This is a genomic window from Rhodovulum sp. HP10 (assembly GCF_047553435.1).
Classification (GTDB): Bacteria; Pseudomonadota; Alphaproteobacteria; order Rhodobacterales; family Rhodobacteraceae; genus Rhodovulum.
The window spans coordinates 1,172,861-1,197,240 of the sequence record NZ_CP180201.1 but is presented as its reverse complement, the minus strand read 5'-3'; the positions used below and the strand labels follow the sequence as shown (position 1 = coordinate 1,197,240).

Annotated in this window: 28 protein-coding genes; 10 read left to right on the top strand and 18 right to left on the bottom strand. The window is 65.6% G+C overall.

Annotation, left to right across the window (positions count from 1 at the left end; all coding sequences use genetic code 11):
* Nucleotides 1-7: 7 nt before the first annotated feature.
* Nucleotides 8-211: a helix-turn-helix domain-containing protein gene (locus ACK8CO_RS05565; RefSeq protein WP_414898456.1), complete on the bottom strand. Its 204-nt coding sequence runs from the start codon at nt 209-211 to the stop codon at nt 8-10.
* Between the two features lie 110 nt (nt 212-321).
* Here ACK8CO_RS05565 and ACK8CO_RS05560 point away from each other — a divergent pair, with 110 nt between their 5' ends.
* From ACK8CO_RS05560 to ACK8CO_RS05535, 6 genes are all read left to right on the top strand, one after another.
* Nucleotides 322-513: a hypothetical protein gene (locus ACK8CO_RS05560; RefSeq protein WP_414898455.1), complete on the top strand. Its 192-nt coding sequence runs from the start codon at nt 322-324 to the stop codon at nt 511-513.
* Nucleotides 510-872 carry a hypothetical protein gene (locus ACK8CO_RS05555; RefSeq protein WP_414898454.1) on the top strand — a complete coding sequence of 121 codons (363 nt, stop codon included), beginning with the start codon at nt 510-512 and terminating at the stop codon, nt 870-872. The genes ACK8CO_RS05560 and ACK8CO_RS05555 overlap by 4 nt, the downstream gene beginning before the upstream one ends.
* Nucleotides 873-1,002: 130 nt before the next feature.
* Complete coding sequence (locus tag ACK8CO_RS05550; protein WP_414898453.1) at nt 1,003-1,482, top strand: hypothetical protein; 480 nt, start codon at nt 1,003-1,005, stop codon at nt 1,480-1,482.
* A 49-nt stretch (nt 1,483-1,531) separates the two neighbouring features.
* Nucleotides 1,532-1,681 (top strand): hypothetical protein, encoded by a 150-nt coding sequence (locus ACK8CO_RS05545; protein WP_178390747.1) that lies wholly within the window; start codon nt 1,532-1,534, stop codon nt 1,679-1,681.
* A complete protein-coding gene (locus ACK8CO_RS05540; RefSeq protein ID WP_414898452.1) occupies nt 1,678-1,890 on the top strand; it encodes a hypothetical protein in 213 nt (70 codons plus the stop codon). The genes ACK8CO_RS05545 and ACK8CO_RS05540 overlap by 4 nt, the downstream gene beginning before the upstream one ends.
* On the top strand, nt 1,877-2,929 hold the full coding sequence (locus ACK8CO_RS05535; RefSeq protein WP_414898451.1) for a tyrosine-type recombinase/integrase: 1,053 nt from the start codon (nt 1,877-1,879) through the stop codon (nt 2,927-2,929). Before ACK8CO_RS05540 ends, ACK8CO_RS05535 begins: the two co-directional genes overlap by 14 nt.
* A gap of 317 nt (nt 2,930-3,246) precedes the next feature.
* Here ACK8CO_RS05535 and ACK8CO_RS05530 read toward each other — a convergent pair whose 3' ends face one another.
* A complete protein-coding gene (locus tag ACK8CO_RS05530) occupies nt 3,247-4,650 on the bottom strand; it encodes an MFS transporter (RefSeq protein WP_414898450.1) in 1,404 nt (467 codons plus the stop codon).
* Between the two features lie 90 nt (nt 4,651-4,740).
* On the opposite strand from ACK8CO_RS05530, the gene ACK8CO_RS05525 reads away from it, so the two are divergent.
* Nucleotides 4,741-5,589: a helix-turn-helix transcriptional regulator gene (locus ACK8CO_RS05525; RefSeq protein WP_414898449.1), complete on the top strand. Its 849-nt coding sequence runs from the start codon at nt 4,741-4,743 to the stop codon at nt 5,587-5,589.
* A gap of 339 nt (nt 5,590-5,928) precedes the next feature.
* On the opposite strand, the gene ACK8CO_RS05520 is transcribed toward ACK8CO_RS05525, so the two are convergent.
* The gene (locus tag ACK8CO_RS05520) at nt 5,929-7,368 is read right to left on the bottom strand and encodes an IS1182 family transposase (protein ID WP_414898448.1); all 1,440 of its coding nucleotides are present in this window, start codon (nt 7,366-7,368) and stop codon (nt 5,929-5,931) included.
* Between the two features lie 168 nt (nt 7,369-7,536).
* On the opposite strand from ACK8CO_RS05520, the gene ACK8CO_RS05515 reads away from it, so the two are divergent.
* Nucleotides 7,537-9,114: an ATP-binding protein gene (locus tag ACK8CO_RS05515; RefSeq protein ID WP_414898447.1), complete on the top strand. Its 1,578-nt coding sequence runs from the start codon at nt 7,537-7,539 to the stop codon at nt 9,112-9,114.
* Nucleotides 9,115-9,518: 404 nt separating this feature from the next.
* Here the strand turns inward: ACK8CO_RS05515 and ACK8CO_RS05510 are convergent, their stop codons facing one another.
* The 13 genes from ACK8CO_RS05510 to ACK8CO_RS05450 all read right to left on the bottom strand — a co-directional run bounded on the left by ACK8CO_RS05510 (nt 9,519) and on the right by ACK8CO_RS05450 (nt 20,757).
* Complete coding sequence (locus ACK8CO_RS05510) at nt 9,519-10,958, bottom strand: IS1182 family transposase (RefSeq protein WP_414898446.1); 1,440 nt, start codon at nt 10,956-10,958, stop codon at nt 9,519-9,521.
* Nucleotides 10,959-11,193: 235 nt separating this feature from the next.
* A complete protein-coding gene (locus ACK8CO_RS05505) occupies nt 11,194-11,769 on the bottom strand; it encodes an HNH endonuclease family protein (RefSeq protein WP_414898445.1) in 576 nt (191 codons plus the stop codon).
* A gap of 62 nt (nt 11,770-11,831) precedes the next feature.
* Nucleotides 11,832-12,638: a DNA adenine methylase gene (locus ACK8CO_RS05500; protein ID WP_414898444.1), complete on the bottom strand. Its 807-nt coding sequence runs from the start codon at nt 12,636-12,638 to the stop codon at nt 11,832-11,834.
* A gap of 376 nt (nt 12,639-13,014) precedes the next feature.
* Nucleotides 13,015-13,353 (bottom strand): bacteriophage spanin2 family protein, encoded by a 339-nt coding sequence (locus tag ACK8CO_RS05495; protein ID WP_414898443.1) that lies wholly within the window; start codon nt 13,351-13,353, stop codon nt 13,015-13,017.
* A complete protein-coding gene (locus ACK8CO_RS05490; protein ID WP_414898442.1) occupies nt 13,332-13,805 on the bottom strand; it encodes a lysozyme in 474 nt (157 codons plus the stop codon). The genes ACK8CO_RS05495 and ACK8CO_RS05490 overlap by 22 nt, the downstream gene beginning before the upstream one ends.
* A gap of 4 nt (nt 13,806-13,809) precedes the next feature.
* Nucleotides 13,810-14,022: a hypothetical protein gene (locus ACK8CO_RS05485; RefSeq protein WP_080617740.1), complete on the bottom strand. Its 213-nt coding sequence runs from the start codon at nt 14,020-14,022 to the stop codon at nt 13,810-13,812.
* A gap of 98 nt (nt 14,023-14,120) precedes the next feature.
* Nucleotides 14,121-14,432 carry a hypothetical protein gene (locus tag ACK8CO_RS05480; protein ID WP_414898441.1) on the bottom strand — a complete coding sequence of 104 codons (312 nt, stop codon included), beginning with the start codon at nt 14,430-14,432 and terminating at the stop codon, nt 14,121-14,123.
* A gap of 4 nt (nt 14,433-14,436) precedes the next feature.
* Entirely contained in the window at nt 14,437-14,895 is a 459-nt protein-coding gene (locus ACK8CO_RS05475) for a hypothetical protein (protein ID WP_414898440.1), read from the bottom strand.
* A complete protein-coding gene (locus ACK8CO_RS05470) occupies nt 14,895-15,695 on the bottom strand; it encodes a hypothetical protein (protein WP_414898439.1) in 801 nt (266 codons plus the stop codon). Before ACK8CO_RS05470 ends, ACK8CO_RS05475 begins: the two co-directional genes overlap by 1 nt.
* 23 nt (nt 15,696-15,718) lie before the next feature.
* Nucleotides 15,719-16,564, bottom strand: coding sequence for a hypothetical protein (locus ACK8CO_RS05465; RefSeq protein WP_414898438.1), 846 nt, complete (start codon nt 16,562-16,564; stop codon nt 15,719-15,721).
* A gap of 7 nt (nt 16,565-16,571) precedes the next feature.
* Nucleotides 16,572-19,841: a hypothetical protein gene (locus tag ACK8CO_RS05460; RefSeq protein ID WP_414898437.1), complete on the bottom strand. Its 3,270-nt coding sequence runs from the start codon at nt 19,839-19,841 to the stop codon at nt 16,572-16,574.
* Nucleotides 19,826-20,233, bottom strand: a complete 408-nt coding sequence (locus ACK8CO_RS05455; protein ID WP_414898436.1) for a DUF6950 family protein — start codon at nt 20,231-20,233, stop codon at nt 19,826-19,828. The genes ACK8CO_RS05460 and ACK8CO_RS05455 overlap by 16 nt, the downstream gene beginning before the upstream one ends.
* Complete coding sequence (locus ACK8CO_RS05450; protein ID WP_414898435.1) at nt 20,233-20,757, bottom strand: hypothetical protein; 525 nt, start codon at nt 20,755-20,757, stop codon at nt 20,233-20,235. Before ACK8CO_RS05450 ends, ACK8CO_RS05455 begins: the two co-directional genes overlap by 1 nt.
* A gap of 93 nt (nt 20,758-20,850) precedes the next feature.
* Here ACK8CO_RS05450 and ACK8CO_RS05445 point away from each other — a divergent pair, with 93 nt between their 5' ends.
* On the top strand, nt 20,851-21,036 hold the full coding sequence (locus tag ACK8CO_RS05445; RefSeq protein ID WP_211138697.1) for a type II toxin-antitoxin system HicA family toxin: 186 nt from the start codon (nt 20,851-20,853) through the stop codon (nt 21,034-21,036).
* 16 nt (nt 21,037-21,052) lie between these two features.
* Nucleotides 21,053-21,445, top strand: a complete 393-nt coding sequence (locus tag ACK8CO_RS05440) for a type II toxin-antitoxin system HicB family antitoxin (RefSeq protein ID WP_414898434.1) — start codon at nt 21,053-21,055, stop codon at nt 21,443-21,445.
* An 8-nt stretch (nt 21,446-21,453) separates the two neighbouring features.
* Here ACK8CO_RS05440 and ACK8CO_RS05435 read toward each other — a convergent pair whose 3' ends face one another.
* Both ACK8CO_RS05435 and ACK8CO_RS05430 read right to left on the bottom strand, forming a co-directional pair.
* Nucleotides 21,454-22,050 (bottom strand): hypothetical protein, encoded by a 597-nt coding sequence (locus tag ACK8CO_RS05435; RefSeq protein ID WP_080616081.1) that lies wholly within the window; start codon nt 22,048-22,050, stop codon nt 21,454-21,456.
* Nucleotides 22,050-24,155, bottom strand: coding sequence for a hypothetical protein (locus ACK8CO_RS05430; RefSeq protein ID WP_414898433.1), 2,106 nt, complete (start codon nt 24,153-24,155; stop codon nt 22,050-22,052). Before ACK8CO_RS05430 ends, ACK8CO_RS05435 begins: the two co-directional genes overlap by 1 nt.
* Between the last annotated feature and the right edge of the window lie 225 nt (nt 24,156-24,380).

Sequence of the window (24,380 nt, the reverse complement as noted above, 5' to 3'; positions counted from 1 at the left end):
TTTTTGTTCACTTCTTGAGGCGAACTCCTGGCCCGCCGCCATTCTCTGGGATGAACTCGATACCCGCGGCCTCGAAGGCTGATTGCAGCTTTCGGAGCGTCTCGGCCTGACCGCCGGACTGACCGTTCTCAAAGCGGCTGATGGTCATAGTCGAGACGCCGGACAGCTCAGCGACTTCGCGAACTCCGAGTCGGAGGGCAGCGCGCGCCATGCGGCATTGCTCATGTGTTATCATGGTATTCGAAACTGTTGACAGGGTATGCAGTGTGTGTTTTGAATACAGTGTATTCGAAACTGACACCTCTGACAACGGAGTCCAGAATGCCGAACCCGTTTCCGGCAGCCGTCACGGCTTTGCCTGCTGCCCGTCTCTATGAGATCCACGACTGCTTGGCCCTCGCTCTCGATGCGACGGAGCGGCCGGGCCGGTACACCCAGAGCGAACGCGAGGCCCGCAGCTACCTGCGCACCGCCCTGCGGCACATCCTTCGCCTGATGGAGGCGAGGGCATGAAACGTCGGACTTTCTTCTCCGCCGCAACGCTGGCTGTACCCACGATGACGAAGGCCGAAGCCGACCAATCGCAGATCCTGAGGCTCTTCCATCGGCATCGTGCGATCCTCGATGCCGCCAGGCGGCATGTCTGCAATGCGACTGGAAGCGGCGAAGACGCAGAGCTGGACCTGCTCTTCTATCGGCATTCGAACAAGATCGAGGACGAGATGATGTCTCTTCCAAGCACTTGCGCTGCCGACTTCGCAGCCAAGGTGATTGTCGAAACCGTGTGCGGACAGTGCGGCGCAGACTGGGAGACCAGCATGATCTGGAAGGAAGCGCGCCTGTTGGTCGGGGCCGCGCCGTCGGCGTGGTGAGGAACGGTTGGTCATTGGCGCGCCCGCATGGGCAAATCATGTGCGATAGCACACGTCTTGACTGCGAGTCCTTATACGGGTATCGAAATCATGTACCTGGATACATGTATCGAGATCTGGAGATCAAAAAATGGAATTCACCAATCAGCGCTTCACGGTTTCCGAAGTCGCCTCACTGACCGAAACCAACCTCAACACCGTGCAGAGCTGGCGTCGCAAGGGGTTCTTCGACCTCGGGGCAAGCGAGGGCTGGCACCGCTTCACGCTGTCCGAGCTGTTCTCGGTAGCTGTCTTCGCCGAGGTCTCGGGCGGGACAGCAAATCAGGACGTTGCCTCTTCGGCCTGTTCCTTTGCCGTCCAGATGCTGGCGGAGATCATCGAAAGCAACGCCGCGCCCTACTTCGTTGGCGCCAGCCGAAAAGGGAACGATCCTGTCATGGAAATCGCCTACGGGTCGCTCAATGTGGGCGCCACGCTTGGCAAGCTGATTTCGGAAGGGGCCGACGCCGGAGCCTACATCGTCGTTGATTATAGCGCGATCTTCTCGCGCCTGCTCAAGCGCCTTCATGCGGGCGGCTACGCGATGGAAAACCCGAACAGCAACGTCTGACCGGCGCACTCTTCGCTCCGCCATAGAAACGCAGCAAGGAGAACTGCACATGGCCTGCAAACCGACCAGCTTCACCCAAGCAGACGTGGCGCGCGTGCTCAAAGCCTGCTGCGGCGCTGAAATCCCGATGGGTTGGGGCGAGATCGACCCGCGCACGGGCAAGATTGCCGTGATCGCGCTCGGTTTGGGGGAGGCATGACGATGGAGCGCCGTCCCGCCGCAATCCGAAAATCCGACCTGACACCCGCTTTTGAAGCTGCGAAGGCTGCGGGCTATGATCAGGTTTCCATCGTTGTGGAGACCAACGATGGAAAGCGCTTCCTGATTACAGCCGTGGTGGAGGGCGATACCGCTACGCCGGACATGACGCCGCTCGAAAAGTGGAGGGCAGGCCGTGCCGCAAGCTGACCTGCCCAAAGGCGTGCACCGGGTCCGGCGGAAGCTGGCGAACGGCAAGAGCCGTTTTCACTTCTATGCGTGGCGCGGAGGCCCGAAATTCTGGGAAGATGAATACTGCAAACCCCGCGATCCGGCCTTCTATCAGGCTTTCGCGGACGCCGCCGCCCGACCGCAACCGGCCGACTACATGACGCCTAGGATGGTGGATGACTTCCTGTCCAGCACCGCGATGCCCAAAGGCGAAAGGTCCCGCGCGGACATCCGCAAATGGGCGCTGCGCTTTGCCGAGCATTTCAAGGACGCGCCCGCGGTTATCTTCGAGGAGCGCGGCGCGCGCGGGGAAGTGAATGCCTGGCGGGCACTCTGGAAGCACTCGCCCAAACAGCACGACATGGCGGGTACTCATGCTGTCCGCATCCTGAATTGGGCGGTGCAGGAGGGCAAGCTGACCGAGCATCACTGTCACAAGCTGCATCGGCTCTATGATGTGGACCGCTCGGAAATCGTCTGGACCCAGACCGACCGCGCCGCGTTCAACGCGGTTGCCCCGGAATGGGTGCGTCGCATCCTCTGCGCCGCCTGCGAAACCGGCTTGCGCCCGGCCGACCTGATCAAGCTGACCCAAGCCCATGTCGAGCAGACTCCTCTCGGCCGTCGCCTGCGCGTCAGGACGAACAGGCGCAAGCGGCTGGCCCATATCCCGATCACGCCCGAGCTGGCCGAAATCATTGACACGACCCCGGCCGGTCGGCTGCTGATCCTGACCAATGCGAGAGGCAATGCCCTCACGCCTCACCGCGCGTCCGAGGGCGTCCGTCAATGGCGCGACAAGGCGAAGCTGTCGGATGAGCTGCGCCTTTACGATGCGCGCGGGACGGCCGCGACGCGGCTGTTGAATGCGGGGCTCTCGCTCGCGGAGATCGCCAATCACATGGGCTGGTCGGTCCGCTACGCGGCGAACGTGATCGAGCACTATGCCCGCGTTTCTCCAGACGAAACCGATGCCGTTCTGATCAAACTTGCCCATGCGAAAGGGGGTGTAGCGTGAACAAAACTGTAAACGGAGCGCCCCGCGCAAGCGGGTGGTCGAGTCAAGTGCTTGAAAGTAAATGGAGGCGAGTAGGAGAATCGAACTCCTGTACACGGATTTGCAATCCGCCGAGACGCTTTGAAAACAAACGCAAATTCGTTTCAGCCATAGGCGGACATATGGGGAACGGTGCGAGAATGTTGCAGGCGCGTCCTTGTTGCTGGGAGAGCGAGCCTCATGGTTGTCGAACAACCGCAGCCAGACAGTAAAGGGCCGGAGAGTGGATGAGAGGCGGAGCTTTGCGAGCATCGGAGCGGTCAGGCTCTTGGCCCATTTCATGCGCTCCTGGCTTCGCGCGCCTCACGACGTATAAGCAATGAGATTCCCAAAGCTGAGAACAGCAGCGCGGCCATGTTGTAGATCAGGCCCCCGGCGAAGGCGCGGGCATATCCGGCCTCGTCAAGGATCTGGCCGAACAGGACCGAGATCATGGCCACGCCGATCGCGCCACCCAGCTGTTGCATGGTCGAGATGATGCCGCCCGCCATGCCGGCCTCACGCTTTGCCGTGAAGCCGAGGACGAAGTTCAGCAGCGGCGTCATGGACAGGCCCTGGCCGAACCCGAAGAGGATCAGCGACGGGATCAGCCAGGCCTCGTCCGCCCCGCTCAGAGTGGTCAGGGCGACGGCGGCCGTTCCGAAAAGGTAGATCCCTGCGCCCCCCGCGATGGCACGGTCGCCGAAACGCGCGACCATGCGCGGCGCTGTCATTGAGGCCGCGATGAAGGCGACGCTGGCGGGTGCGAACAATGTGCCTGCCGCGAAGGCCGATAGGCCCAACCCTTCCTGCACCAGCAGCGCAAACCCGAGGAAAAACGAGGTGGAGGTCGAATAGACCAGCAGCACGATGATCGATCCGGCGGCGAAGCTGCGGTTGGTGAACAGGGCCGGGTCCACGGCAGGCGTGCCGCCCTGCAACTTCACCCGCCGCTCCCACGCGACGAACAAGGTGAGAGCGGCTGCCGATGCAATGAAACTGCCCCATGTCCAGAACGGCCAGCCGGAATGCGCCCCCTCCAGAAGCGGGAACAGCAGCAGGATCAGCGCAATCGTGGCAAGCAGCGTTCCTGCCCAGTCGATCCGAGCCGCATCCGCCTGACCCGACTCGGGCAGTTTGCGCGCGCAGAGCAGGCCGATAATCCCGACCGGCAGATTGATCAGGAAAATCATCCGCCAGCCGAGATCCGCGATATCCGCCGTCACGATCCAGCCGCCCAGCACCTGCCCGGCGATGGCCGCGAGCCCGAGCGCCATTCCCAGAAGGCCGAAGGCTCGCCGCCGCCCCTCGGCATCCAGCAGCACGCGGAGCATCGCGTAGATCTGCGGAAACATGATCCCGGCCGTCGCACCTTGCAGCAGTCGCGCGACGATCAGGCTCTGCGTGGTCACTGCCAGCCCGCAAAGGACCGAGGCCAGGGTGAACCCTGCCATGCCGAGCATGAACACCTTCCGCCGGCCATAGCGATCGCCAAGCCGCCCCCCGGCGATCAGAGTGACACCGAAGGCCAATTCATACCCTGCCAGGACCCAGCCGATCCCTGCCAGGCTGGCGCGCAGGTCGGCGCGGATGGAGGGCAGCGCCACATTCACCACGAAAAGATCGAAAATGGTTATAAAGCCGCCAAGCAGCAGGGCAAAAAGCGGTGTCGCACCAAGCGTGCGGCGGGCGGGTACAGTCATCGTGACGGCTCCTTCATCGACATCATGAAGCCTGTCACTCATCCCGTATGATGTTACTATGGGGGAAGTTATCCTGTTACTGGAGCTCCCATGACGGCACGGTTTTCGCGCACCCGACACGACCTGGCGGAGTTTCTGCGCCGCAAGCGCGCCAGCGTGCAGCCCGAAGATGTAGGCCTGCCCCGCACGGCCCGCCGCCGCACGCCGGGGTTGCGGCGCGAGGAAGTCGCGACCGTCGCGGGGATTGGTCTCAGTTGGTATACATGGCTGGAACAGGGGCGCGAGATCAGCGTCTCGGCCCATCTTCTCGAAAACGTGGCCCGCGCTCTTCGGATGACGCCCGAGGAACGCCAGCACCTCTATCTTCTTGCCCAGAACCGGCTGCCTTCCGCCCCGGCGCAAAGCTGGTGCGAGATGTCGCCGCTGATCCGCCGACTGCTGGACGATCTGACAGAGCGACCCGCCTTCGTGATGAACCTCCGCTGGGACGTCATCGGATGGAATGCGGCCGGCGATGCGCTGTTCGCCTTCTCGGATTATCCAGCCGGAAGCCGGAACATGCTCTGGATGTATTTCGCCGATGACCGGCTGAGCCGCCGCGTGCAGGACTGGCCCCGGCAGGCCCCCCAGATCGTCGCCAGTTTCCGGCGCGACTATGCCGCCGGAAAGGAGGCTCCCGACATGCAGGCTCTGGCGGATCACCTGCAAGCGACGTCTCGAACCTTCCGACGCTTATGGCACGATCATGATGTGCAGGGGCGCTGCGAAGGGCGCCGCAGCTTCGACATGGCGGACAGAGGTCCGGTTGCGTTCGACCATACGACGCTGATCGTGGATCAGGACCGGCATCTGCGGCTCGTCTATTACGCCGCGGCAGAAAAGGGCGAGGCGGGCAGGAACTCTATGGATGGATGTTCCACAGATCATGCCGCCGAATGACGGGGATGGGCTCGGATAGGACCTGCGGCGGTGCGGTGTGGTTCTTGTGCACCGGAGTGACACCGCTTGGGTGCTCTCTGCCGATAGCCGACGTTCGGCGCCCCTGCCGTTGCCAGTTGACGAATCGCACAAGCTGACGTCCGCTTGGCTGATGAAGCTGGCCACAACCGGAGGAGCAAACGGCCGAGGCTGTGTGGAAACGGGCCGGCGGGCTTTCAGATGCTGGTTTGCCAGGCTGCTCGCTTTAGCCGCCTCAGACATCCCCTCGCGCGCGTGGCGGCCCGGCGATCCCTTTCGGGCAAAGCGTGACGTCTGCGCTTGGGGCGCGGCAACCCCTGATCAGGCGGCAATGGCCCGCATCAGGCCCCGGATGCCGATCAACGCGACCACTCGCTTAATGTTGTAGGCAAGCACATTCAGCGCCATCTCGGTGCGGACGTTCTTCAGCCTCCGGGTCAGGAAATGGGTGTGCCCCATCCAGGCCTTGAGCGTGCCGAACGGGTGTTCGACCGTGCAGCGGCGCAGGGTCATCGGATCCGCCTCCCCACCCAGCCTTTCGCGCATCGCATCGACCAGATGCTCATGGTCCCATCGGGTGATCCGACGTTCCTTGCTGGTGGTGCAGCGGTGACGAACCGGACAATGCTGACACTCATTGGTCCAGTAGCGGCCGACCCGCAGGCCGTCCTCCTCGCGCGTGTAGCGATAGGTCAGCCCTTCGCCTACCGGGCAGACATAGACATCGCGGGCCGTATCATAGGCGAAGTCGGCCTTCACATACATGCCTTTGCCCCGGTTACCCGATGTCTCGGGGCGCGGCATGGTCGTGGTGATCCCCGCCTGATGGCAGGCCAGGATCTGAGACCCGCTGAAGTATCCCTTGTCGGCAATGGCGTGCAGGTCGTCGCGCTGAAGGGCCTCCCTGGCCGCGGCCGCCATCGGGCTCAGCTGGTCGCGGTCGAAGCCCTGATTGGTCACGTCATGTGCCACGATCAGATGCGTCCCGGTATCGACCGCGGTCTGGACGTTGTAGCCGACCATGCCGCTGTGCCGGGCGCTGGTCGCCATGGCGCGGGCATCGGGATCCGTCAGCGAGATCTGCCCGTCGGGCGCCTCGGTCAGGGCCTTCTCCATTGCCTTCAGCCGGGCAATCTCCTGCCGGATACGACCGTAGCGGCGAGCGAGATGGGCGACCTTGTCAGCCCGGGCTTCCCCCTCTTCCTGGCGGTCGATACGGGCCATGTCATCGACATACCGCGAGACATCAGCCTCCAGATGGGCCAAGCGGCTGGCGATCTTGTTCTTTGTGAAGTTCCTGTCGCGGTTGTTCACGGCCTTGAACTTGCTGCCGTCGATGGCCACGCAATCGCTCTTCAGCACCCCGATCCGCCGGCACAGCTCCACGAACTGCGCGCAGGTCCTGCGGATCGCTGCCCCGTTATCGCGCCGGAAATCGGCGATGGTCTTGTGATCGGGCACCAGGCGGCCGGTCAGCCACATCACCTCGACATTGCGACCCGCCTCACGCTCCAGGCGACGGCTGGACGGGATGCGGGTCAGATAGCCGTAGATGAAGAGCTTCAGCAGCACAGCCGGATGGTAGCCCGGGCGACCGGTTCGGGCGGGCACACAACGCTCGAAGTCGAGCGCCGGAAGATCAAGCTCCTCGACGAAGAGATCGACGACACGGACCAGGTGATCCTCGCCGGTCCAGTCCTCGAGACGATCAGGGAAAAGCGTGACCTGTTCCCGGTCGATGCCATCGATGAAGCCCGCCATCCCTGCCTCCTGCCAACTCGCGGAAGCTTACCACGGTACAGCGTTTCCACACAGCCTCGGCCACAGTCGGACACCCCTTGATTGTATTTTGAAACCGCATACAGTTCCAATAGGGTTATAAGGACTTACACCCGAAACCATGCATAAGGGCAATGAGATACAGGGTAGATGGCAAGCATACCGGTAAACGCGACTCCGCAGAAGCGCCTGTTCCTTTCAATTATCGCGGACTACGATCTAACAACGTCAGTGAGCGAATTGATAGACAATGCGTTGGATCATTGGATGGTCTCGGGAAAGCGCCAGCCTTTGTCGGTGAAGCTGTTTATCAACACAGATAGGCAATCCATTCGTATTTCTGATAACGCTGGGGGCGTTCCATCCGATTCCTTGGAGTTATTGGTTGCTCCGGGCGCATCAAGAGGGAATGTTACTCAAGATCTGATTGGAAATTTTGGTGTCGGGGGAAAGCGGGCAGGCATTGCCTTAGGAGAAAGAGTGTCGATTCGAACTAGGTTTGCAAACGACCCGACATACGAGATTGTTTTAGATAGCCAGTGGTTGGCAGCCGAGGATGATTGGCAGCTTACGGCTGAAGAAGTATCTGACATTGATCCAGGAACGACTGTCGTAGCGATTAGTGAACTACGTCAAGGCATCAGCTTAGAACAGATAACCGCCTTGGAAAAATCTCTTGGGGCAACATACGCAAATTTTCTAAATGCGGAATGCGAAATAATACTTAACGACAGCCCGATCCTAATTGAAAGTTTCGACAACTGGGCATTTCCGCCGGACTACCGCCCAAAGTCATCTTCCTTTTCCATCGCCCCTGTCGATGGTTCGAGTGATGAAGTAAAGGTAACAATGACGGCGGGATTGATTTTGGATAGAGATCCAAAAGAGGAAAATTATGGGGTATACTTCTACTGCAATGACAGATTAGTTCTAGCACACGAAAAGGGCGCTGAGGTTGGATACTATAGAGGCAAAGCAGGTACACCTCACCCTGACGCATCATTATGCCGGGTTATCATCGAACTGCATGGAAACCCGGAGCTGATGCCCTGGACATCAAACAAGGCAGGCATCAATTGGAATCATCCGACTTTTCTATCTTTAAGGGAGAGAATTGTCGATATGACAGCCTACTACACCACAGTTTCGCGAAGAACTAAGTCAGATCGGGAAAATGAAGTATTTCGATTTGACGCTGGCGAGATAGAGAATTTTGACATAACCTCTCCCAACATAAGTAAGAAAATTGTCCAGCTGCCAACCCCGCGAGGTCGAAGGAAATCCTATTCCGACCGTTTGATTGAGCAGAATCAAGTAATAACTCGGTCTAAGCCTTGGACTTTGGGGCTCGTTGAGTCTATGAGCTTACTGGAAGTCGTTATCGGAAAAAAATATGAAACGAAAAATAGAGTTGGCTTAATTATCCTCGACAGCAATCTTGAGATTGGGTTGAAGGAATTCCTCGTCAACCACCCCACGGAGTATTACTCCGATGGTAGGATTTCGGATCTGTTTAAATGGCGCCACAAGGTCGCTGACGAAGTCCAACGCCTGGGAATTTCGGCCGATTTGCCTTGGGAGAAAGCCCGATACTACAATGGCTTGAGGAATAAGTTCATCCATGAACGCGCTACCGTCGAGATCACGGACACCCAGCTAGCCGACTACCGGGAAGTGGTCGAAAGCATTCTCTCGGCGCTTTTTGACCTGAGCTTTGACAGGGGCTAGTGACAAAAATCTGGTTGATTTCTGATGCATTTTCCACCCCAAACACGCGTCTCTAGAAAATTGATGGTATCTAAAATAATGGTCGTCTTACCAGCGACTGCTTGGCGACGCGGTTTTGTACGATCAGCCGCGGGCATCAGTTGTGCACGAGTTGTTTCAAGGCCCTGTTGTTTTTCTGACTTTGCAAGCTCCGCTTTATGCGCTTAGCGGTCGTTCAAGGGATGCGCAGCGAACGGCAGCTGTCCGCCGAGGCTGTGTGGAAACGCGCCGGCGCGGGCTGTCGGCTGCTGGTTGGCCGCGCTGCTCGCTTTCAGCCGCCTCCGACACTCTTTGCGCGCGTGGCGGCGTGGTTATCCCTTTCAGGCAAGGCGTGGCGTCTGCGCTTGAGGCGCGACAGCCCCCGATCAGGCGACAATGGCCCGCATCAGGCCCCGAATGCCCATCAACGCGACCACTCGCTTGATATTGTAGGCAAGGACATTCAGCGCCATTTCGGTGCCGACGTTCTTCAGCCTCCGCGTCAGGAAATGGGTGTGCCCCATCCAAGCCTTGAGTGTGCCGAATGGGTGTTCGACCGTGCAGCGGCGCAGGGTCATCGGATCGGCCTCCCCACCCAGTCTTTTGCGCATCGCATCAACCAGATGCTCATGGTCCCACCGGGTGATCCGGCGTTCCTTGCCGCTGGTGCAGCGGTGACGGACCGGACAGCTCTGGCATTCATTGGTCCAGTAGCGGCCGACCCGCAGCCCGTCCTCCTCGCGCGTGTAACGGTAGGTCAGCTCTTCGCCTGCCGGGCAGACGTAGGCATCGCGGGCCGGGGCGTACGCGAAGTCGGCCTTCACATACATGCCCCTGGCCCGGCTGCCCGATGTCTCGGGGCGCGGCACGGTCGTGGTGATCCCCGCCTGATGGCAGGCCAGGATCTGAGACCCGCTGAAGTATCCCTTGTCGGCTATGGCATGCAGGTCGTCGCGCCGAAGAGCCTTCCTGGCTGCCGCCGCCATCGGGTGCAGCTGGTCGCGGTCGAAGCCCTGATTGGTCACGTCATGTGCCACGATCAGATGCGTCCCGGTATCGACCGCGGTCTGGACGTTGTAGCCGACCATGCCGCTGTGCCGGGCGCTGGTCGCCATGGCGCGGGCATCGGGATCCGTCAGCGAGATCTGCCCGTCGGGCGCCTCGGTCAGGGCCTTCTCCATTGCCTTCAGCCGGGCAATCTCCTGCCGGATACGACCGTAGCGGCGAGCGAGATGGGCGACCTTGTCAGCCCGGGCTTCCCCCTCTTCCTGGCGGTCGATACGGGCCATGTCATCGACATACCGCGAGACATCAGCCTCCAGATGGGCCAAGCGGCTGGCGATCTTGTTCTTTGTGAAGTTCCTGTCGCGGTTGTTCACGGCCTTGAACTTGCTGCCGTCGATGGCCACGCAATCGCCCTTCAGCACCCCGATCCGCCGGCACAGCTCCACGAACTGCGCGCAGGTCCTGCGGATCGCTGCCCCGTTATCGCGCCGGAAATCGGCGATGGTCTTGTGATCGGGCACCAGGCGGCCGGTCAGCCACATCAGTTCGACATTGCGACCCGCCTCACGCTCCAGGCGACGGCTGGACGGGATGCGGGTCAGATAGCCGTAGATGAAGAGCTTCAACAGCACAGCCGGATGGTAGCCCGGGCGACCGGTTCGGGCGGGCACACAACGCTCAAAGCCGAGCGCCGGAAGATCAAGCTCCTCGACGAAGAGATCGACGACACGGACCAGGTGATCCTCGCCGATCCAGTCCTCGAGACGATCAGGGAAAAGCGTGACCTGTTCCCGGTCGATGCCGTCGATGAAACCCACCATCCCTGTCTCCCGCTGCCTCGCGGAAGCTTACCACCAGACAGCGTTTCCACACAGCCTCCGCCCATACTGTTGAAAAACACCCGCTGCGTCCGAGAGGCCATCTTGGGTTGGAACGTTGTCCTGCACACGGGCTGGAAATGACTTTTTACAAGGCGGGGTCGCGCGCAAGCAGAACCGTTTCCCATGAAATGGCACTCCCCGGATGCTCCAGCGAGTTTTTCAACAGTATCCGCCCTTATGCCCCACACAGCCGCCCGGTCAGCGCGACCAGCTCCCGCTCCTCCGCCGCGGTATGCTGTAGCCCATAGTTCGCGGCGATCCGCCTGAACCGCAGGACATACTGACAGCGGAAACCCGGATCCGGCGGTAGCCAGTCCAGCGGCCCGCGCGCGCCTTTCGAGCGGTTCGCGGAGGCGCTGACGGGCAGCAGGTTGACCGGATCGCGGGCGAAGCGGGCGCGCTTCTGGGCCGACCAGCTGGCGGCACCGTGCCCCCATGCATAGCGCAGCGGCACGATGTGATCGATGTCGAGATCGCCCGCCTCGGTGATCACCTGCCCGGTATAGGGCGCGATCCAGCGGCCGTGGCGCACCGAGCAGCCCGAGGGCGCGAGCCGCACCGGCACGGTGGAGAGATCCGCCAGCAGTTCGGCCCGGGTGTCGAGACAGTCGCCGTCGGGATCGGTCCAGCCCGAGCCGAAGGCCGCGCGCTCATAGGGCAGGGACGGTGCAACGCTCTGCGGCGCCTGCGCGACCGGCGCGCAGGTCAGGAGCGTCAGGCTCAGCAGGAGCAGGGACAGGAGACGGCGCATGGGACGGACCTTTTACCGGGTGGCCCCAAGATCCGGTTAAACGCCGACCGGGCCGGGGGAACTCATACGAGCCCCACCCTGACCTCGCGATTGGCGATGATCAACTCCCGCGCGGGGGTCGCGCCGCTCTTCGAGACCGAGTAATTCAGCCGCACCTCCTCGATCAGGAAGGCACCGAACAGATCGCGGATCTCGGGCCGGTCGTTGATCGACAGCACGAAGGCGCCCTTGATCCGGCCCAGGCGCTCGGCCAGCTCGGCGAACTGGTCGCGGTCGAAGAGCCCCTTGCCGTAATCGTCCTCGCCGCCCCAATAGGGCGGATCGAGATAGAACAGCGCCTGCGGGCCGTCATAGCGCGCCAGCACCTCCTGCCAGGGCAGGTTCTCGAAGACCACGCCATCGAGCCGGTCATGGGCGGCGTCCAGCAGCGGCCCGAGCTTGGCCAGGCTGAACCGGGCGCTCTGGTCGGGCGCCACGCCGAAGACCCCGCCGAGCTGGCCGCCGAAGGCGAGCCGTTGCAGATAGAGGAAGCGCGCGGCGCGTTCCATGTCGGTCAGCGTGGCGGGGTCGCAGGCGCGGAGCCGCTCGAACTCGCGGCGCGAGGTGATCTGGAACCGCATCACCTCCATCAGCTGCGGATAATGGCGTTGCAACACGCGGAAGAGATTGGTGATCTCGCCGTTCAGATCGTTCGCGACCTCGAGCCGCGGGCGCCAGCTCCGGCGCAGGAAGACCCCGCCCATGCCGAGGAAAGGCTCGATATAGGTCCGGTGCGGGATCGCCTCGATCCGCTCGATGATCCGCCGGTGCAGGGCGCGCTTGCCGCCCATCCAGGGGGCGACGGGGGTGGCGGGAACGGTTTTTCGCATTTCGTTCATGTCAGGAACCTGTTCTAGGTCCGCCCGCTCTCGCGAGAGCCGGGCGACAGATTCCCTCAGTGGTGTCGGCGCAGCACTTGTTGACGCAGGCTGCGTGGTGAGGCGGTGTTGGCGCACCGCCTTGCCCCCGCCCGAAAGCGAGGGGAAGCTCTGATCCATAAGGCAATTGGGGAGGCGGCTCGCAGCGGCGCCTCAGGCAAGGGGGCGACCCCCACTGGAGTCAGGTCCAGCAGGGGTCTGATGATTTGATTTCAGTTCTTTGATAAGTTTAGTGGGCTCTTGCCTGTCCAATTCTGTGGATAGGAACAAACTGCTAACAGTTGGTTGAGTTATCCACCATATACTCTCCTTATGGTTGTGTTTTTCGTTAACGTCGCCCCCTGACCGCCTCCCTGACCCTTCGCCCGATCTCGCCGGGCGAGGGGGCGATCCATCCGATCAGGGCGACCAGCACGATCCAGGGCGGGATGACATTGACGATGACGGTCTCGACACGGTCGGCGCGGAGGCGGTTCTCGGATTGCTCCTGGCGGATCTCGCGGGCGCGGGGGCGGAGGATGGACGGCGCGTTCTCGACCTTCAGGCCTTGCACGTTCTCGGCCCCGGCCTGGACATTGGCGGCGACGTTGGGTCCCAGCGGGACCGGCAGCCCGCCGCAGCCTGCCAGCAGCAGGGCTGCTAAGATCAGTCGAGGCCGGAGAGGCATAGCGCGCGCTCCGCGGTCCGGCGGTTGACGAGGCCGGGCACGGTCTGGCCCCCGGCCTTCACCCACAGCATGAGCGCATCGCAGGCGCCGGGCAGATTGCTCGCCAGCGCCAGGCGGGACATCGAGGACCGGCAGAAGGCGCCGGAGCCGATATTGTAGGCGGCCGAGACGAAGGCCGCGCGGGTCTCGACCGGGAGGTTTGCAGGCAGACAGGGGCGGATCTCGGCCTCGAACTGCGCGGCGCGTGCCGCAAGACGGCCGCGGCACTCCTCAGGTGTCGCGGTCTGCCCCGGCCCGACACCCAGGGTCTCGCCGTAGCAGATCGTCCAGACGCCGACGATGTCCTGATAGGAGGCAGTGCGGAGGCCCTCCCAAGGGGCGATCAGCGCAACGGCGGCGGCGATCACCGCAGCGGTGCCCCCGGCGGCGCCGCGCTTCAGGATCCTGCGCATGGGCTCACTCCATCCTCTGGGCGATCAGCCGGGCGGCGAAGGCGGCCGCGGTGACCAGCGCCGAGAGCCCGGCGAAGAACCCGCGCGGGATCCCCAGCGCATCGGGCGAGGCCAGCGAGAGCCCGGCCTCGAGCCCTGACAACAGGCCCGCGAGCAGGATGAGACGGATCGACCAGGCACGCCGGATCAGCGCGCGCCAGTGGGGCACGAGGTGCATGGGGAAACTCCTGTGGGGTTGGGGACGGCCCGGGCCTCAGGGCCAGGCGATCAGCGCGATCCAGATCGCGGCGGTGAGGGCGCAGTAGAGGGGCAGGCTCATTTGCCGCCCCGCCAGAGACGCAGGGCCTCGGCCAGCTGGCGCGGATCGCGCTTGAGCCAGAGCAGCGTGGCGGCGGCGGTTTCCAGCGCCAGCGGGCCGAGCACGGTGACGCCGACGATGGTGAGCCGCTCGGGCGTGCCCATCCAGAGCGCGATCTCGGGCCCGGCGGCATAGCCGATGGCGGCCGAGGCCAGGGTGATGCCCATGCGGGCGATCACCGCCAGCCCGTCGGTGCGGATCCAGACCAGCAGGATCGCCCCGAGGATGGCCAGCGCCGTGCGCAGAGCGCTTTCGGTGGTCTCGATCACGGCCTCACTCCCCGTCCTGCCGGCCGAACACCGCATCGGCCCGCTCCGGCCCCAGGAGCGCGTCCCACATCGGGTCCGCGCGGGCGAACCCGGCAAGGCCCACGAGGCGAAGCCGCACCGCGGAGCGCTCGTCTTCGGGCAGGGGGTCGGCCAGGGCGGCCAGGGCCCCGGGCATCCGCCCGGCCGCGAGATCCTCGGCCTCGCCCTGGGTCAGGATCCCGGCCGCGATGAGGGCCGAGGCCAGGTCGAGCCGGGTCAGCGTGGCGCTGTCGCGCCAGGCGGCCAGCTGCCCGGCCGGGTCCGGCTCGACCGGCACCCAGGCGCCATCGACCAGCGCGTGGTCGGGGCCGGGCCGGAGCGGCACGTCGATGGTGCCCTCGGGATAGGTGGCCAGGATCGCGGCCGAGGGGGTGCCGATGGTCTGCCAGTAGCCGCGCTCGGGGTGGTAGAAGCCCTGTTCCATCAGACCAGCTCCGACCAGATCGTGCCGCTCCAGTTGGAGATCTGGTAGTAATGCCCCGGCGGCACGATGAAGCTGGCGCAGCTGGGGGCGCCGCTGGCGGCGATGGCGCTGATGCGCACGAAGCTCCGGTTGTCGGTCGAGACATAGATGAACCCCGCCGCCGCGCCGCCGCCGACCCCGATGCTGACCAGGATCGGGCGCTCCGTGCTGTTCTGGTAGGTGACGCCTGCCGCGCGGACGGCCTTCACATCGGTCCAGCGCTGCCCGTGGCCGAGGCAGACCGCATCCCGCCAGGCGCCGAGCACCGCGCCGCTGACCAGCCCGGGCTCAGGGCTGCCGTCGTCCCGGGCCTGGGCGTCCGTCAGGCTTCTGTTGATGCAGATGTAGGGGCTCCAGCCATAATGGTCCCTGTTGTAGGAGCGCACCCAGATGTCGCCGGCATCCTCGGTCTGGACGATCAGGAAGCCGCGCGCATTCCGGTATCTCCGGATCCAGAAGCCGCAATGCCAGGAGTTCGCGACAGGGGTGTTCAGGGCCTTGCTGTCGCAGAAGAAGAAGCCCGAGCCCCGTCCGGGCAGATCGGCCTCGACATCGGCGACGGCCGCGACCGTGTCATGCTGCATGCTCCGGTTGCCGAAGAGCCGGAGCATCCCGGCGAGCTCCCGGTCCTCCAGGTCGGAGAGGTTGTTGCGCCCGCAGAGGGCGTCGTCGAGGATCTCGCCGATCTCGGCGGCGGTCTGGCTGAAGCGCTTGCCGGAAAGGGGGAACGGCCCCGGGATCTCGGTGGGGGTAACGGTCATGTTCTGCCTCGCTTTGGATGTGATCAGCCGGTGAGGTGTTCGCGGCGCCGGAACAGCCGGACGCGGCCGGTACGGAAGACCTCGTTGATGATCGAGCCCTCGGCCCAGCGGACGCGGACGGCGCTCAGCGCCGAGGCCTCGGAGGCGCCGGTCGTGACGGCAAGATCCTCCATCCCGACCTTCAGCGGCGCCTCCCAGATGCAGCGATGGACCAGCCGGGGCTGGCGCGGCATGGCCAGCCGCAGCATGCCGGAACAGACGTCGCCCCAGACGAAGCCCGCCCCGGGGAAGGACGTGAAGGGCGACCAGGTGCCGGTGATCTCGGGGCGGACCGAGATCTGCAGGGTTGAGGTGGTCTTGTTGGTGGCGACGGCCTCGAAGATCAGCGCGTATTCGTAACCGTCCTCGAACTCGGGCGTCTCCACGTTCTGGATGCTGCCTGCCTTGTCATGGCTCCAGATCGTGCCGGTCGCGCCGTCGCCGGGCCGGATCATGTCATATGGGTGCCAGCCCGGGATCACCGCGTCGGGGGCGTGGGCCAGGATCGCGGCGCGCAGGATCTCGCCGGTCACCGCGCCGTAGATGTCGGAGAGCGCATCCCTTGCCTGGGCCTCGGTCAGCTTGTTGACGCCCGAGGGGATGAAGGCGCCGGACCCGAGAGCGCCCAGCGTGATCCAGCCGCTGTTGGAGATATTGCGCATCTTCAGGGCTTTGGCGGCGGTATCGAGCCACAGCATGCCGGGCGCGGTCTCGACCGGCTCGGCTGCGTCGGCATTGTTGCTTTGCAGGGCCAGCAGCGCGCCCTGAAGCATGGCGAAGGCCTGCGCCTTGGTGTGGCTGGCGTCGAGGAGATAGGTGCTCTGGCTCATGGGAACCTCATGCGGCCTGGGTTGCGGTCACGGTCAGGCCCGTGACGGTGAGGGTGTAATCGGGGCTCTCGACGGTCAGGATCGCGCGGAAGCGGAAGGCGCGGGCCGGGAAGTCGGCGGCATCGAAGCTCTGCCAGGGGCCCCAGACAGGATCGCCCTCCGGGTCGTCATCGGTGGTCGAGACCTGCAGGTCGACATCGCCATAGGCATCGGTCGCGCCCTGCCAGGCGAGCGCGTCGGGCGGGCGCCACATCGCCGCCGCCTCCGGTCCCCAGAACAGATCCTCGCCCTCTCCGATCAGCACGTCGACGGCACTGACGAGGCGCACCGCCTGGACCCTGCCCAGATCGATCCGCCCGGCGCAGGCATAGCGCGCAAGGGTCTCGCCCGGATCGAGGCTCAGGGCGTTGCCGACCACGCTGCAGCCCTCGGCCCGGCCCGGCCAGGACGGGGCCTCGGTGACGGTGGCCACGGTCGTGGTCGGGATGATCGAGGCCGCGCGCAGGGCCACGCTGCTGACCGGGCCGGGAATGCCCATCGCATCATAAGGGCGCGCGAGATAGGTGCCGGTCTTGAGCGGCAGGGTGGCCTCGGTGACGCCGCCCGAGACCGCCTTGCCGATCCCGGTCGAGCTCTGCCAGGTCGCGCCCGAGAGCGCGCCTGCGTGGCGGAACTCGATCCGGCCGCCCTGCTGCACGTCGAGCGAGGGATGCCGGTCCCAGCGCAGCATCGCGACCGCGCCGCCCGAGGCCTGGGCCGAGAGCCCGGCAATGGCCGCCGGGGCGGCATTGATGCCCTGCACGGCGCTGGCGCCGGACCAGGCCCAGTCCGACCACATGCCGCGCCCGTTCCGCGCCCGGGCGCCAAAGACATAGGGGCCCGGCGCGACATCGTCGATCATGTCCTCGGGCGTGTCGGTCAGCGGCCGCAGCGTGGGCTCTGGCGCGGTGACCGGACGCCAGGCGAACTGCCAGGCCTCGATGAAGGGATTGGTCGTGCTGGCCGCCAGCCGGACCCGGGTCTTGATGCCGCCGCCGCCGCGGGTCTCGTAGAGTTCCTCGGTCATGGTCGGCGCGCTCACCACCGGTTTTGCGGTCGGCGAGGGCAGCGTCGGCACACCGCCCGCGGGCTTGGGCGTCTCCTCCGATGTGCGCCAGTCGAAGATCGCGGGGCCGGTTTCTATGCAGCTGAGCGTCACGCGCACCCCGTCCGCGCCGATATGAACGGTGCGCCCGGTGACCTCGAAGGTCTTGTCGTGCCAGCCCCGACGCGGCAGCGAGACCCGGATGTTGTCGCCGAGCCGCACGCCCCAGGCGGCGAGCGAACAGGGCAGGATCACCTGGCGTTGCCGCCGCCCCTTCAAAAGCGCGAGCTTCATCAGCCGCTGGCCGCGCGCATGCCCGGTCTCGCCCGGCAGCTCGCCCATGTCGAGCACCAGCGGCTCGCCATTGTCGGTGGCGATATAGGTGTCGCTGTCCAGCACCGGCAGGTCGGTCACGACATGTTCGTTCTCCGGATCGGCATATTGCGCCTTCACGGTGTTGAACTGGTCCTCGAAGGGCTTGCGCGCGGTGACCTGGATCCCGCCCGTCAGCATGTCCTCGGTGACGGTGAAGGCGGGCTCTTCCCAGGCGGCGCCCCCGACGGTCAGCCGGCCGCGCTCGCAGGTCCACCAGCCGCCCCAGGAGGACGAGAGATCGTTCAGGTTCTCGGCCGCGGTGGCGGCGGTGTCGAGCACGCCGTTGAAGGCATAACGGTCCTCGGTCCTGCCGGAGGCCAGCGGCACCTGTTCCTCTGCCAGGTTGGCCAGCGCCAGGATCGTGTCCTCGTCGAGATCGGAGGCCGCCCAGCCCGGCCCGCCCCGGAGCTGCGGCGTCAGCATGTAATCGCGCAGGCAGAGTGCGGGGTTGGTGCTGTACTTCCCGCCCCGGAACCAGAGCGCGACGGTCCCGGCCGCGAGGTCGATCTGCACGTAAAGCGTGCCCCGGCGCCCGGCGAAGGTGGCGCGCGGCAGGGTCAGGCGCGCGCCGCCCAGCCCCGCGATCCAGGCCTTCAGCACATGGCCCCCGGCATCGAGGAGCGCCGCGCCGTCGCCATCGAGCAGCACCGGCGAGGCCGGAGGCGGATCGGCGCCCCCGGCCATGAAGGCGCGGAAGACCAGATCCTCCCCGCTCACCCCGAGATAGACGCCGTGATCGCTGCCGCCCTGTTCCCAGATCGTGCCGCTGGGCGTCCCGGCGAAGTCGAGATCGAAGGCCGCGAAGAGATCGGCCCGGCGGTCGAGGGCACCGGCCTCCAGCACGTCGCCCGATCCCGCCTCGAGGTCGGGGACAAGCCCGCGCCCGGGCGTCTCGCCGCCGGGATAGAGCTGGCCGCAATAAAAGCGGGCGACGATGTTCCCGCCATTCCAGTCCCCGCCATCCTCGCCCGTCGTGATCGCGTCCCCGGCCGTGGTGCCGATTGCGCCCGGATCCTGCCCGGCCCAGAGGGTGCCGGGGGTCTCGGCCCGGGCCATGGCCATGGGGGTCAGCCATTCGCGCGGGTCGAGCACCCGCTTGCCGCGGGCGCGGACGCGGATCTGGGGCGCGCCGCCGGGGAAGAGATCGCGGTCGTAATCGGCCTCGAAGTAGACGTAGGCCACGCCGCGCAGCCGGTGCGCCTCGGTCCATTCGCTGGCGGCCGCGACATAGCGGGCCTCGGCCGCCTGATCCTCGCCGCCATTATGGACGCGCAGCCGGACGCGGCCCCGGTAATCGCTTTCGACCTGGCCCCAATGGTACGGATCGCCCGTGCCTTCGGCCGCGTCGCGGCGGTATTGCGCCCCGGTCCAGACCAGCGTCTCGCCCAGCCAGATCTCGACCGCGCCGTCGATCTCGTGGCAGGCCAGCGGCATGACCGAGTGATAGCGCTTGTGTTCGGCGTCGCCCACGGCGGTGGTCGAGCGCGCGACGATGGAGCCCCCGAGCATGCGCTCGCCATAGAGGATCAGCCCCGTGGTGACCGGCTGGATCTTGTTCAGCGTGATCTCGTCGCGGGTCTTGGCCTTGGGCTTCTTCGCCATCGCCATCTGGATGCCGGTCAGCACGGCCGCGAGCGCGGCCTGGCCCATGATGGCGGTGGCGGTCAGCCCCGCCATCCAGCCGCCCGCCGCGGCCCCGAGCGCCGCCACCACCGGCGGCATGGCCTCGGCCGGGGACGCCGGGAGGATCAGCGCCAGACTGGCCAGCAGGACCAGCGCCAGCGCGGCGGTCATGTACCGGATCAGTCGATACGCCATGCCGCCTCCGCCGTCAGGACCGGGCGGCGCACAAGGCCGGTCCGGCCCATATGCAGCGCGTAGCGCCCCGTTACCACGCCCATGGCGCCCGGCATCGCGCCCTCGCAGGCGGTCATCACCCAATCGCCGCGCCGCGCGCCCGCCACCGGCAGCCGCTCCAGATGCGCGTCGACCAGCTCGGCAATGGAGGCGAAGCCCAAGGACACCAGCACCTTGGCGGCCCCGTATTCCGAAGCGTAATCCGGCAGGCCCGGGATCGGATCTTCCCAGGTCATGCTCCGGGCGACGGCGCGGCAGAAGCCCAGGCAATCGGCCGTGCCCCAGGCAAAGGGCCGGTCCTCCCAGTCCCGCACCGCCGCCGACAGGCGCCGCTCCCAGCCCGCGCGCCGCATCAGGTCCGCCCCCAGGTATCTTCGCGGTTCTGGATCGCCTGGACCAGGCCGAAGCCCTTATCGCCCGGGAAGCGCTGTTCCTGGTCCTCGGGCAGGTAGTAGCACGGGAACTTGCGCCCCAGCGCCATGCTGCGCGGCTCGAGCGTCAGCGTCGTGGTGGCCGTGTCGGGGCCGTCATCGCTCTCCATCGTGTCGGCGACCCCGTCGAAGAGCACATCGGCCGTCTCGATCTGGCCGGTCTCGTCGAACAGCGCCAGGAACACCGTCACCCGGCGGCGCTGGAACTCCTCGAGCTCGGCCCGCGCCACCACTTCGGGATCGAGCCCGGAAAGCGTGATCGAGAGCCCCGGAATGCCTTCGCCCGAGGTCGCCTGTGCCTCGCCAATCGAAAGCATCTGCCCCGCGCCGAGATAGGTCACGCCCTCCCACTCGACCTCGCCATAGCCGGTGAACATGTTCACCTCGCCGCTGTCGAAGCGGCAGCGCACCAGCAGCCCGAGGATCCGGTCTCCACTTGTGTCCATTAAAAGGTCTCCATGCGTATTAATATGCGCCTAATTCCTTGTGCGAACCGGCATCAGGGTGTATTTATGTGCGCATGACAGGGGAGGGTGGATATGCTCGAGACCAACAGCCGCAAGATCGTCAAGCGTCTCGAGCAAGACGGTTTCGAGCTGGTGAAGGTCACCGGGTCGCACCACAAGTTTCGCAAGGGCGACAGGATCGTGACGATCCCCCACCCGAAGAAGGACCTGCCCATCGGCACGGTCCGCAACATCTACAAACAGGCCGGCTGGCTGTAACCGAAGGGAGAGCCCCATGCGTCACTACATCGGCGTCGTGCACCAGGAAGACGACAGCGCCTTCGGCATCCATTTCCCCGACGTGCCCGGCTGCTTCTCGGCCGCCGATGCGCTCGACGATCTTCTGTCCAATGCCAGCGAGGCGCTCGCACTTCATCTCGAGGACGAGATCCTGCCCGAGGCGCGCAGCCTCGATGCCGTTCGCGCCGACAGCGACGTGGCCCGCGACCTCGAGGCGGGGGCCTTCCTTCTGGCGGTGCCGTTCTTCCGCCTGAGCGGGCGGACCGCCAAGGCGAATATCACCATGGATGCGGGGCTGCTGGCAGCCATCGACCAGACCGCGAAGGCGCGCGGGCTGACCCGCTCGGCCTTCCTGGCCGATCTGGCGCGGCGCGAGATCACCGGCTGAGCCCGGGATCACAGCGCCTCTCTGATTTGCAATATGCGTGTCCTGATCCGGGACTGGCTGCTGCTGTAGCTGGTCTCGGGTCCGGCCAGTGCCCATGTGCCGAAGGGCGCGCGCATCGCCACCGGATCGCCCGGGGCGACGGGGCGGCGCAGCCGCGGCCAGAGCGTGACGCTCTGCCGGAAGGCGGGGGTGGGGGCCTCAGTCGCGGTGATGATATGCAGATGTCGGCCGAGGGTCAGGTAATCGCCCGGCAGCGCCCGGTCGCCCGCCCTGGCGAGCTGCAGCACCAGCGCCTGCGCCCGGGCATTGGCCGCGACCGCGACGACAGGATCGGCCGAGATCGTCCCGTGCGGGCCGTCATGGTCCATCGCCGCCATGTCGAGCTCGAAGGTCCCGGCCATCCCGTTCAGGCCCGCCAGCCAGGCTTCGGTCGCGGCATTCTCGGCCGCCGAGACATGGGTCAGGGTCAGCTCGGCCGCCCACATGCCGCCCATGAAGTCATAGGCGGTCTGCGCAAAGCTGTAGGGGCTCTGCACCCGCAGGCTGCTGGTGATCCGGGTCAGGGTGAAGGCGGCGACCCGAACGCTCTTCGGTGGAAAGGCCATCAGCTCGCCCCTCCCGCCCGGGCCATCCGCTTGCGGCGGTCATAGATCTCCGAGGCCTGGCGTCGGCTTTCCGCCCGCACGGCGGCCGCGATCTGTTCCGGGCTGGCATTGGAGCCCTGCACGCTCACATGGATATCGCCCATGCGGACCGACCCGCCGAGGCCGCTGCCATCGCGGGTATGGTCTATCACGCTTTCATTGGGGTGCAGCATGGCCAGGAACCCGCCCTTGCCGTCGAGCCCGCCCGCGCGCGGCCCGATGGGCGTGCGCCCGCCGCCATCAAACGACCCGGCATCCATCACCTTGCCGATCAGATCCCCGATGGGTTTGACCGTCCCGCCGCCGCTTGCGCGGCCGCCGAAGAGCCCCGAGAACAGCCCGTCGAACATGGAGCCCAGGGCGTCCGAGAGCGGGCTCATCGCGCGGTCGAGCAGATCGTCCAGCATCCGGTCTGCGAGCGCCGAGATCGCGTCGCCCGCATCGCCCGAGCCCTTCACGATATCCTTGAAGAAGCTCTGGAAGCTGCTGCTTGTGGCGTTGACGCGGTTGCCCAGCCCGGTGAGCCCGCTCTCGACCTCGTCGACGCCCGAGCCCTTGCCGCCCTTGCCGTCACCGGAGAGGGCATCGTTCAGATCCTTGAGCGCCGCCTTGAGGCCCTGCGAGCTGGTGCCGGTATTGTCCATTTCGGCGCGGGCTTCCTTGAGCTTCGCGCGCAGCGCCTTGACCGAGGCAAGGGGGGCGGTGAAGCCGGTCAGGGCCGCCTCGATGGCCCTGGCGTTTTCCGCCACCTTTCCGGTCGCCTCGCTGGTGGCGGTCTTCAGATCCTTCGCGGCGGCGCTGCTCTTCCGGATCTCGGCCGCCACCGCCCGGAACTGCGACCCGAAGCCCGGAATGATCGCGCCGATGGCCGCCATGTTGGTGATGACGCCGCCCCATCTGGACTGGATCGCCTCGAGCGTGCCGTAGAAATCCGCGCGGATCGCCCAGCCCATCCGTTTCACCGCCAGCACGACGATCTGGGTGCCCGCGCCGATCCGCTCCCAGACCTCGATCGCCACCGTCTTCAGCGCATCGAAGGCCTGACCGACGCCGCCGGTGGCCTCGACCAGGCCGGTGAAGCGATAGATCAGCTCGCCGACACCGATGACCAGCGCGCCGAACCCGGTGCGCATCAGGGCCGCCCGGGTCAGCAGGAGCTTTGCGTTCAGCGTCACCACCGAGGCCGCGGCCAGCGACATGCTGGTCACGAACCGCCCCGCCAGGAAGGAGGCGAAGGTGCCGGCATAGGACATGAGCCGGCCGATGGTCTCGGACAGGGTGCGGAACGTGCCGCTCACGCTGGCGCCCAGCCCGTCGAGCATCGCGCGCAGCGGCGTGCCCTCGCGCAGCAGGTCGGTGAAGCCCGTCACCAGAGAGGTGATCGCCGGGGCCATGCTGGCCGCGACCTGGTTGCCGACCCCGCGCATGACCAGGCCCAGCGTCGACATGGCATCGTTGGCCGCCTCGATATTGTCGGCCTGCAGCTCCGACAGCGCGACCCCGAACTGATCGACATCGCGGGCCGCCTGGCTCAGGGTCGCGCTGTCCAGCCGGGTGATGGCCGCATAGGCCCGGTCGCCATAGAGCGCCGCCGCGACCGCGGCCTTCTTCGCCGGATCCTCCAGCCCGGCAATGGCGCCGTTGATCCTGTCGAAGCGCTGATCGAGATCGAGGCCGAGCAGGTCCCGGGCCTCGAGGCCCAGGGCCTGCAGCGCCTTCACCGCCGGGCCCGAGCCGGACGAGGCCTCCGAGAGGCGCTTGTTCAGGGCCAGCGCGGCCTGCTGCAGCTGCGACATCGGCACGCCGGACAGATCGGCGGCGCGGCCCAGCAGCTGAACCGACCTGGTCGAGGCCTCGAGGGACTGCGCCAGCTTGGCCTGCGCATCGACCAGCTGGAAGCTCGACCTGGCCGCGGCCGTGACGGCCGCCCCGATGGCCACCGGTGCTGCCGCCGCCGCGATGCGGCCCGCGAACTTGCCGACCTCCAGCCGGGCCTTCTTCAGGCCGGTCTGGAAGTCGCGATTGTCGAGCCCAAGCCGCACGCGCAGCCGACCAACGTCGATCATCGCCGCACTCCTCCTTGCAATGTCGCGTGCCAGAGCCGGGCCATCGCCAGCATCTCCTGCGGAGACTGACGCCGCCGGTGGCCCGGCCGACCGATGAATGTCCCGAACTCGGGAAGCCTGTCAGAGCGCATCAGCGCCGCGAGGTGCCAGATCAGCCAGCGGTCCCGGCGGGCCGCGCGCTCGGCGGCGCGGGCGGCCCCGCGCATCCGCAGCGCGTATTCGCGT

What these genes read in the sequence shown, in the direction of transcription:
- ACK8CO_RS05440 (WP_414898434.1), top strand. Translation starts at nt 21,053, where the DNA reads ATGCGTCACTACATCGGCGTCGTGCACCAGGAAGACGACAGCGCCTTC.
- ACK8CO_RS05500 (WP_414898444.1), bottom strand. Translation starts at nt 12,638, where the DNA reads ATGCGAAAAACCGTTCCCGCCACCCCCGTCGCCCCCTGGATGGGCGGC.
- ACK8CO_RS05475 (WP_414898440.1), bottom strand. Translation starts at nt 14,895, where the DNA reads ATGGAACAGGGCTTCTACCACCCCGAGCGCGGCTACTGGCAGACCATC.
- ACK8CO_RS05530 (WP_414898450.1), bottom strand. Translation starts at nt 4,650, where the DNA reads ATGACTGTACCCGCCCGCCGCACGCTTGGTGCGACACCGCTTTTTGCC.
- ACK8CO_RS05465 (WP_414898438.1), bottom strand. Translation starts at nt 16,564, where the DNA reads ATGAGCCAGAGCACCTATCTCCTCGACGCCAGCCACACCAAGGCGCAG.
- ACK8CO_RS05545 (WP_178390747.1), top strand. Translation starts at nt 1,532, where the DNA reads ATGGCCTGCAAACCGACCAGCTTCACCCAAGCAGACGTGGCGCGCGTG.
- ACK8CO_RS05435 (WP_080616081.1), bottom strand. Translation starts at nt 22,050, where the DNA reads ATGGCCTTTCCACCGAAGAGCGTTCGGGTCGCCGCCTTCACCCTGACC.
- ACK8CO_RS05550 (WP_414898453.1), top strand. Translation starts at nt 1,003, where the DNA reads ATGGAATTCACCAATCAGCGCTTCACGGTTTCCGAAGTCGCCTCACTG.
- ACK8CO_RS05565 (WP_414898456.1), bottom strand. Translation starts at nt 211, where the DNA reads ATGGCGCGCGCTGCCCTCCGACTCGGAGTTCGCGAAGTCGCTGAGCTG.
- ACK8CO_RS05540 (WP_414898452.1), top strand. Translation starts at nt 1,678, where the DNA reads ATGACGATGGAGCGCCGTCCCGCCGCAATCCGAAAATCCGACCTGACA.
- ACK8CO_RS05445 (WP_211138697.1), top strand. Translation starts at nt 20,851, where the DNA reads ATGCTCGAGACCAACAGCCGCAAGATCGTCAAGCGTCTCGAGCAAGAC.
- ACK8CO_RS05450 (WP_414898435.1), bottom strand. Translation starts at nt 20,757, where the DNA reads ATGGACACAAGTGGAGACCGGATCCTCGGGCTGCTGGTGCGCTGCCGC.
- ACK8CO_RS05430 (WP_414898433.1), bottom strand. Translation starts at nt 24,155, where the DNA reads ATGATCGACGTTGGTCGGCTGCGCGTGCGGCTTGGGCTCGACAATCGC.
- ACK8CO_RS05505 (WP_414898445.1), bottom strand. Translation starts at nt 11,769, where the DNA reads ATGCGCCGTCTCCTGTCCCTGCTCCTGCTGAGCCTGACGCTCCTGACC.
- ACK8CO_RS05485 (WP_080617740.1), bottom strand. Translation starts at nt 14,022, where the DNA reads ATGCACCTCGTGCCCCACTGGCGCGCGCTGATCCGGCGTGCCTGGTCG.
- ACK8CO_RS05555 (WP_414898454.1), top strand. Translation starts at nt 510, where the DNA reads ATGAAACGTCGGACTTTCTTCTCCGCCGCAACGCTGGCTGTACCCACG.
- ACK8CO_RS05495 (WP_414898443.1), bottom strand. Translation starts at nt 13,353, where the DNA reads ATGCCTCTCCGGCCTCGACTGATCTTAGCAGCCCTGCTGCTGGCAGGC.
- ACK8CO_RS05490 (WP_414898442.1), bottom strand. Translation starts at nt 13,805, where the DNA reads ATGCGCAGGATCCTGAAGCGCGGCGCCGCCGGGGGCACCGCTGCGGTG.
- ACK8CO_RS05470 (WP_414898439.1), bottom strand. Translation starts at nt 15,695, where the DNA reads ATGACCGTTACCCCCACCGAGATCCCGGGGCCGTTCCCCCTTTCCGGC.
- ACK8CO_RS05520 (WP_414898448.1), bottom strand. Translation starts at nt 7,368, where the DNA reads ATGGCGGGCTTCATCGATGGCATCGACCGGGAACAGGTCACGCTTTTC.
- ACK8CO_RS05510 (WP_414898446.1), bottom strand. Translation starts at nt 10,958, where the DNA reads ATGGTGGGTTTCATCGACGGCATCGACCGGGAACAGGTCACGCTTTTC.
- ACK8CO_RS05525 (WP_414898449.1), top strand. Translation starts at nt 4,741, where the DNA reads ATGACGGCACGGTTTTCGCGCACCCGACACGACCTGGCGGAGTTTCTG.
- ACK8CO_RS05460 (WP_414898437.1), bottom strand. Translation starts at nt 19,841, where the DNA reads ATGGCGTATCGACTGATCCGGTACATGACCGCCGCGCTGGCGCTGGTC.
- ACK8CO_RS05455 (WP_414898436.1), bottom strand. Translation starts at nt 20,233, where the DNA reads ATGCGGCGCGCGGGCTGGGAGCGGCGCCTGTCGGCGGCGGTGCGGGAC.
- ACK8CO_RS05560 (WP_414898455.1), top strand. Translation starts at nt 322, where the DNA reads ATGCCGAACCCGTTTCCGGCAGCCGTCACGGCTTTGCCTGCTGCCCGT.
- ACK8CO_RS05515 (WP_414898447.1), top strand. Translation starts at nt 7,537, where the DNA reads ATGGCAAGCATACCGGTAAACGCGACTCCGCAGAAGCGCCTGTTCCTT.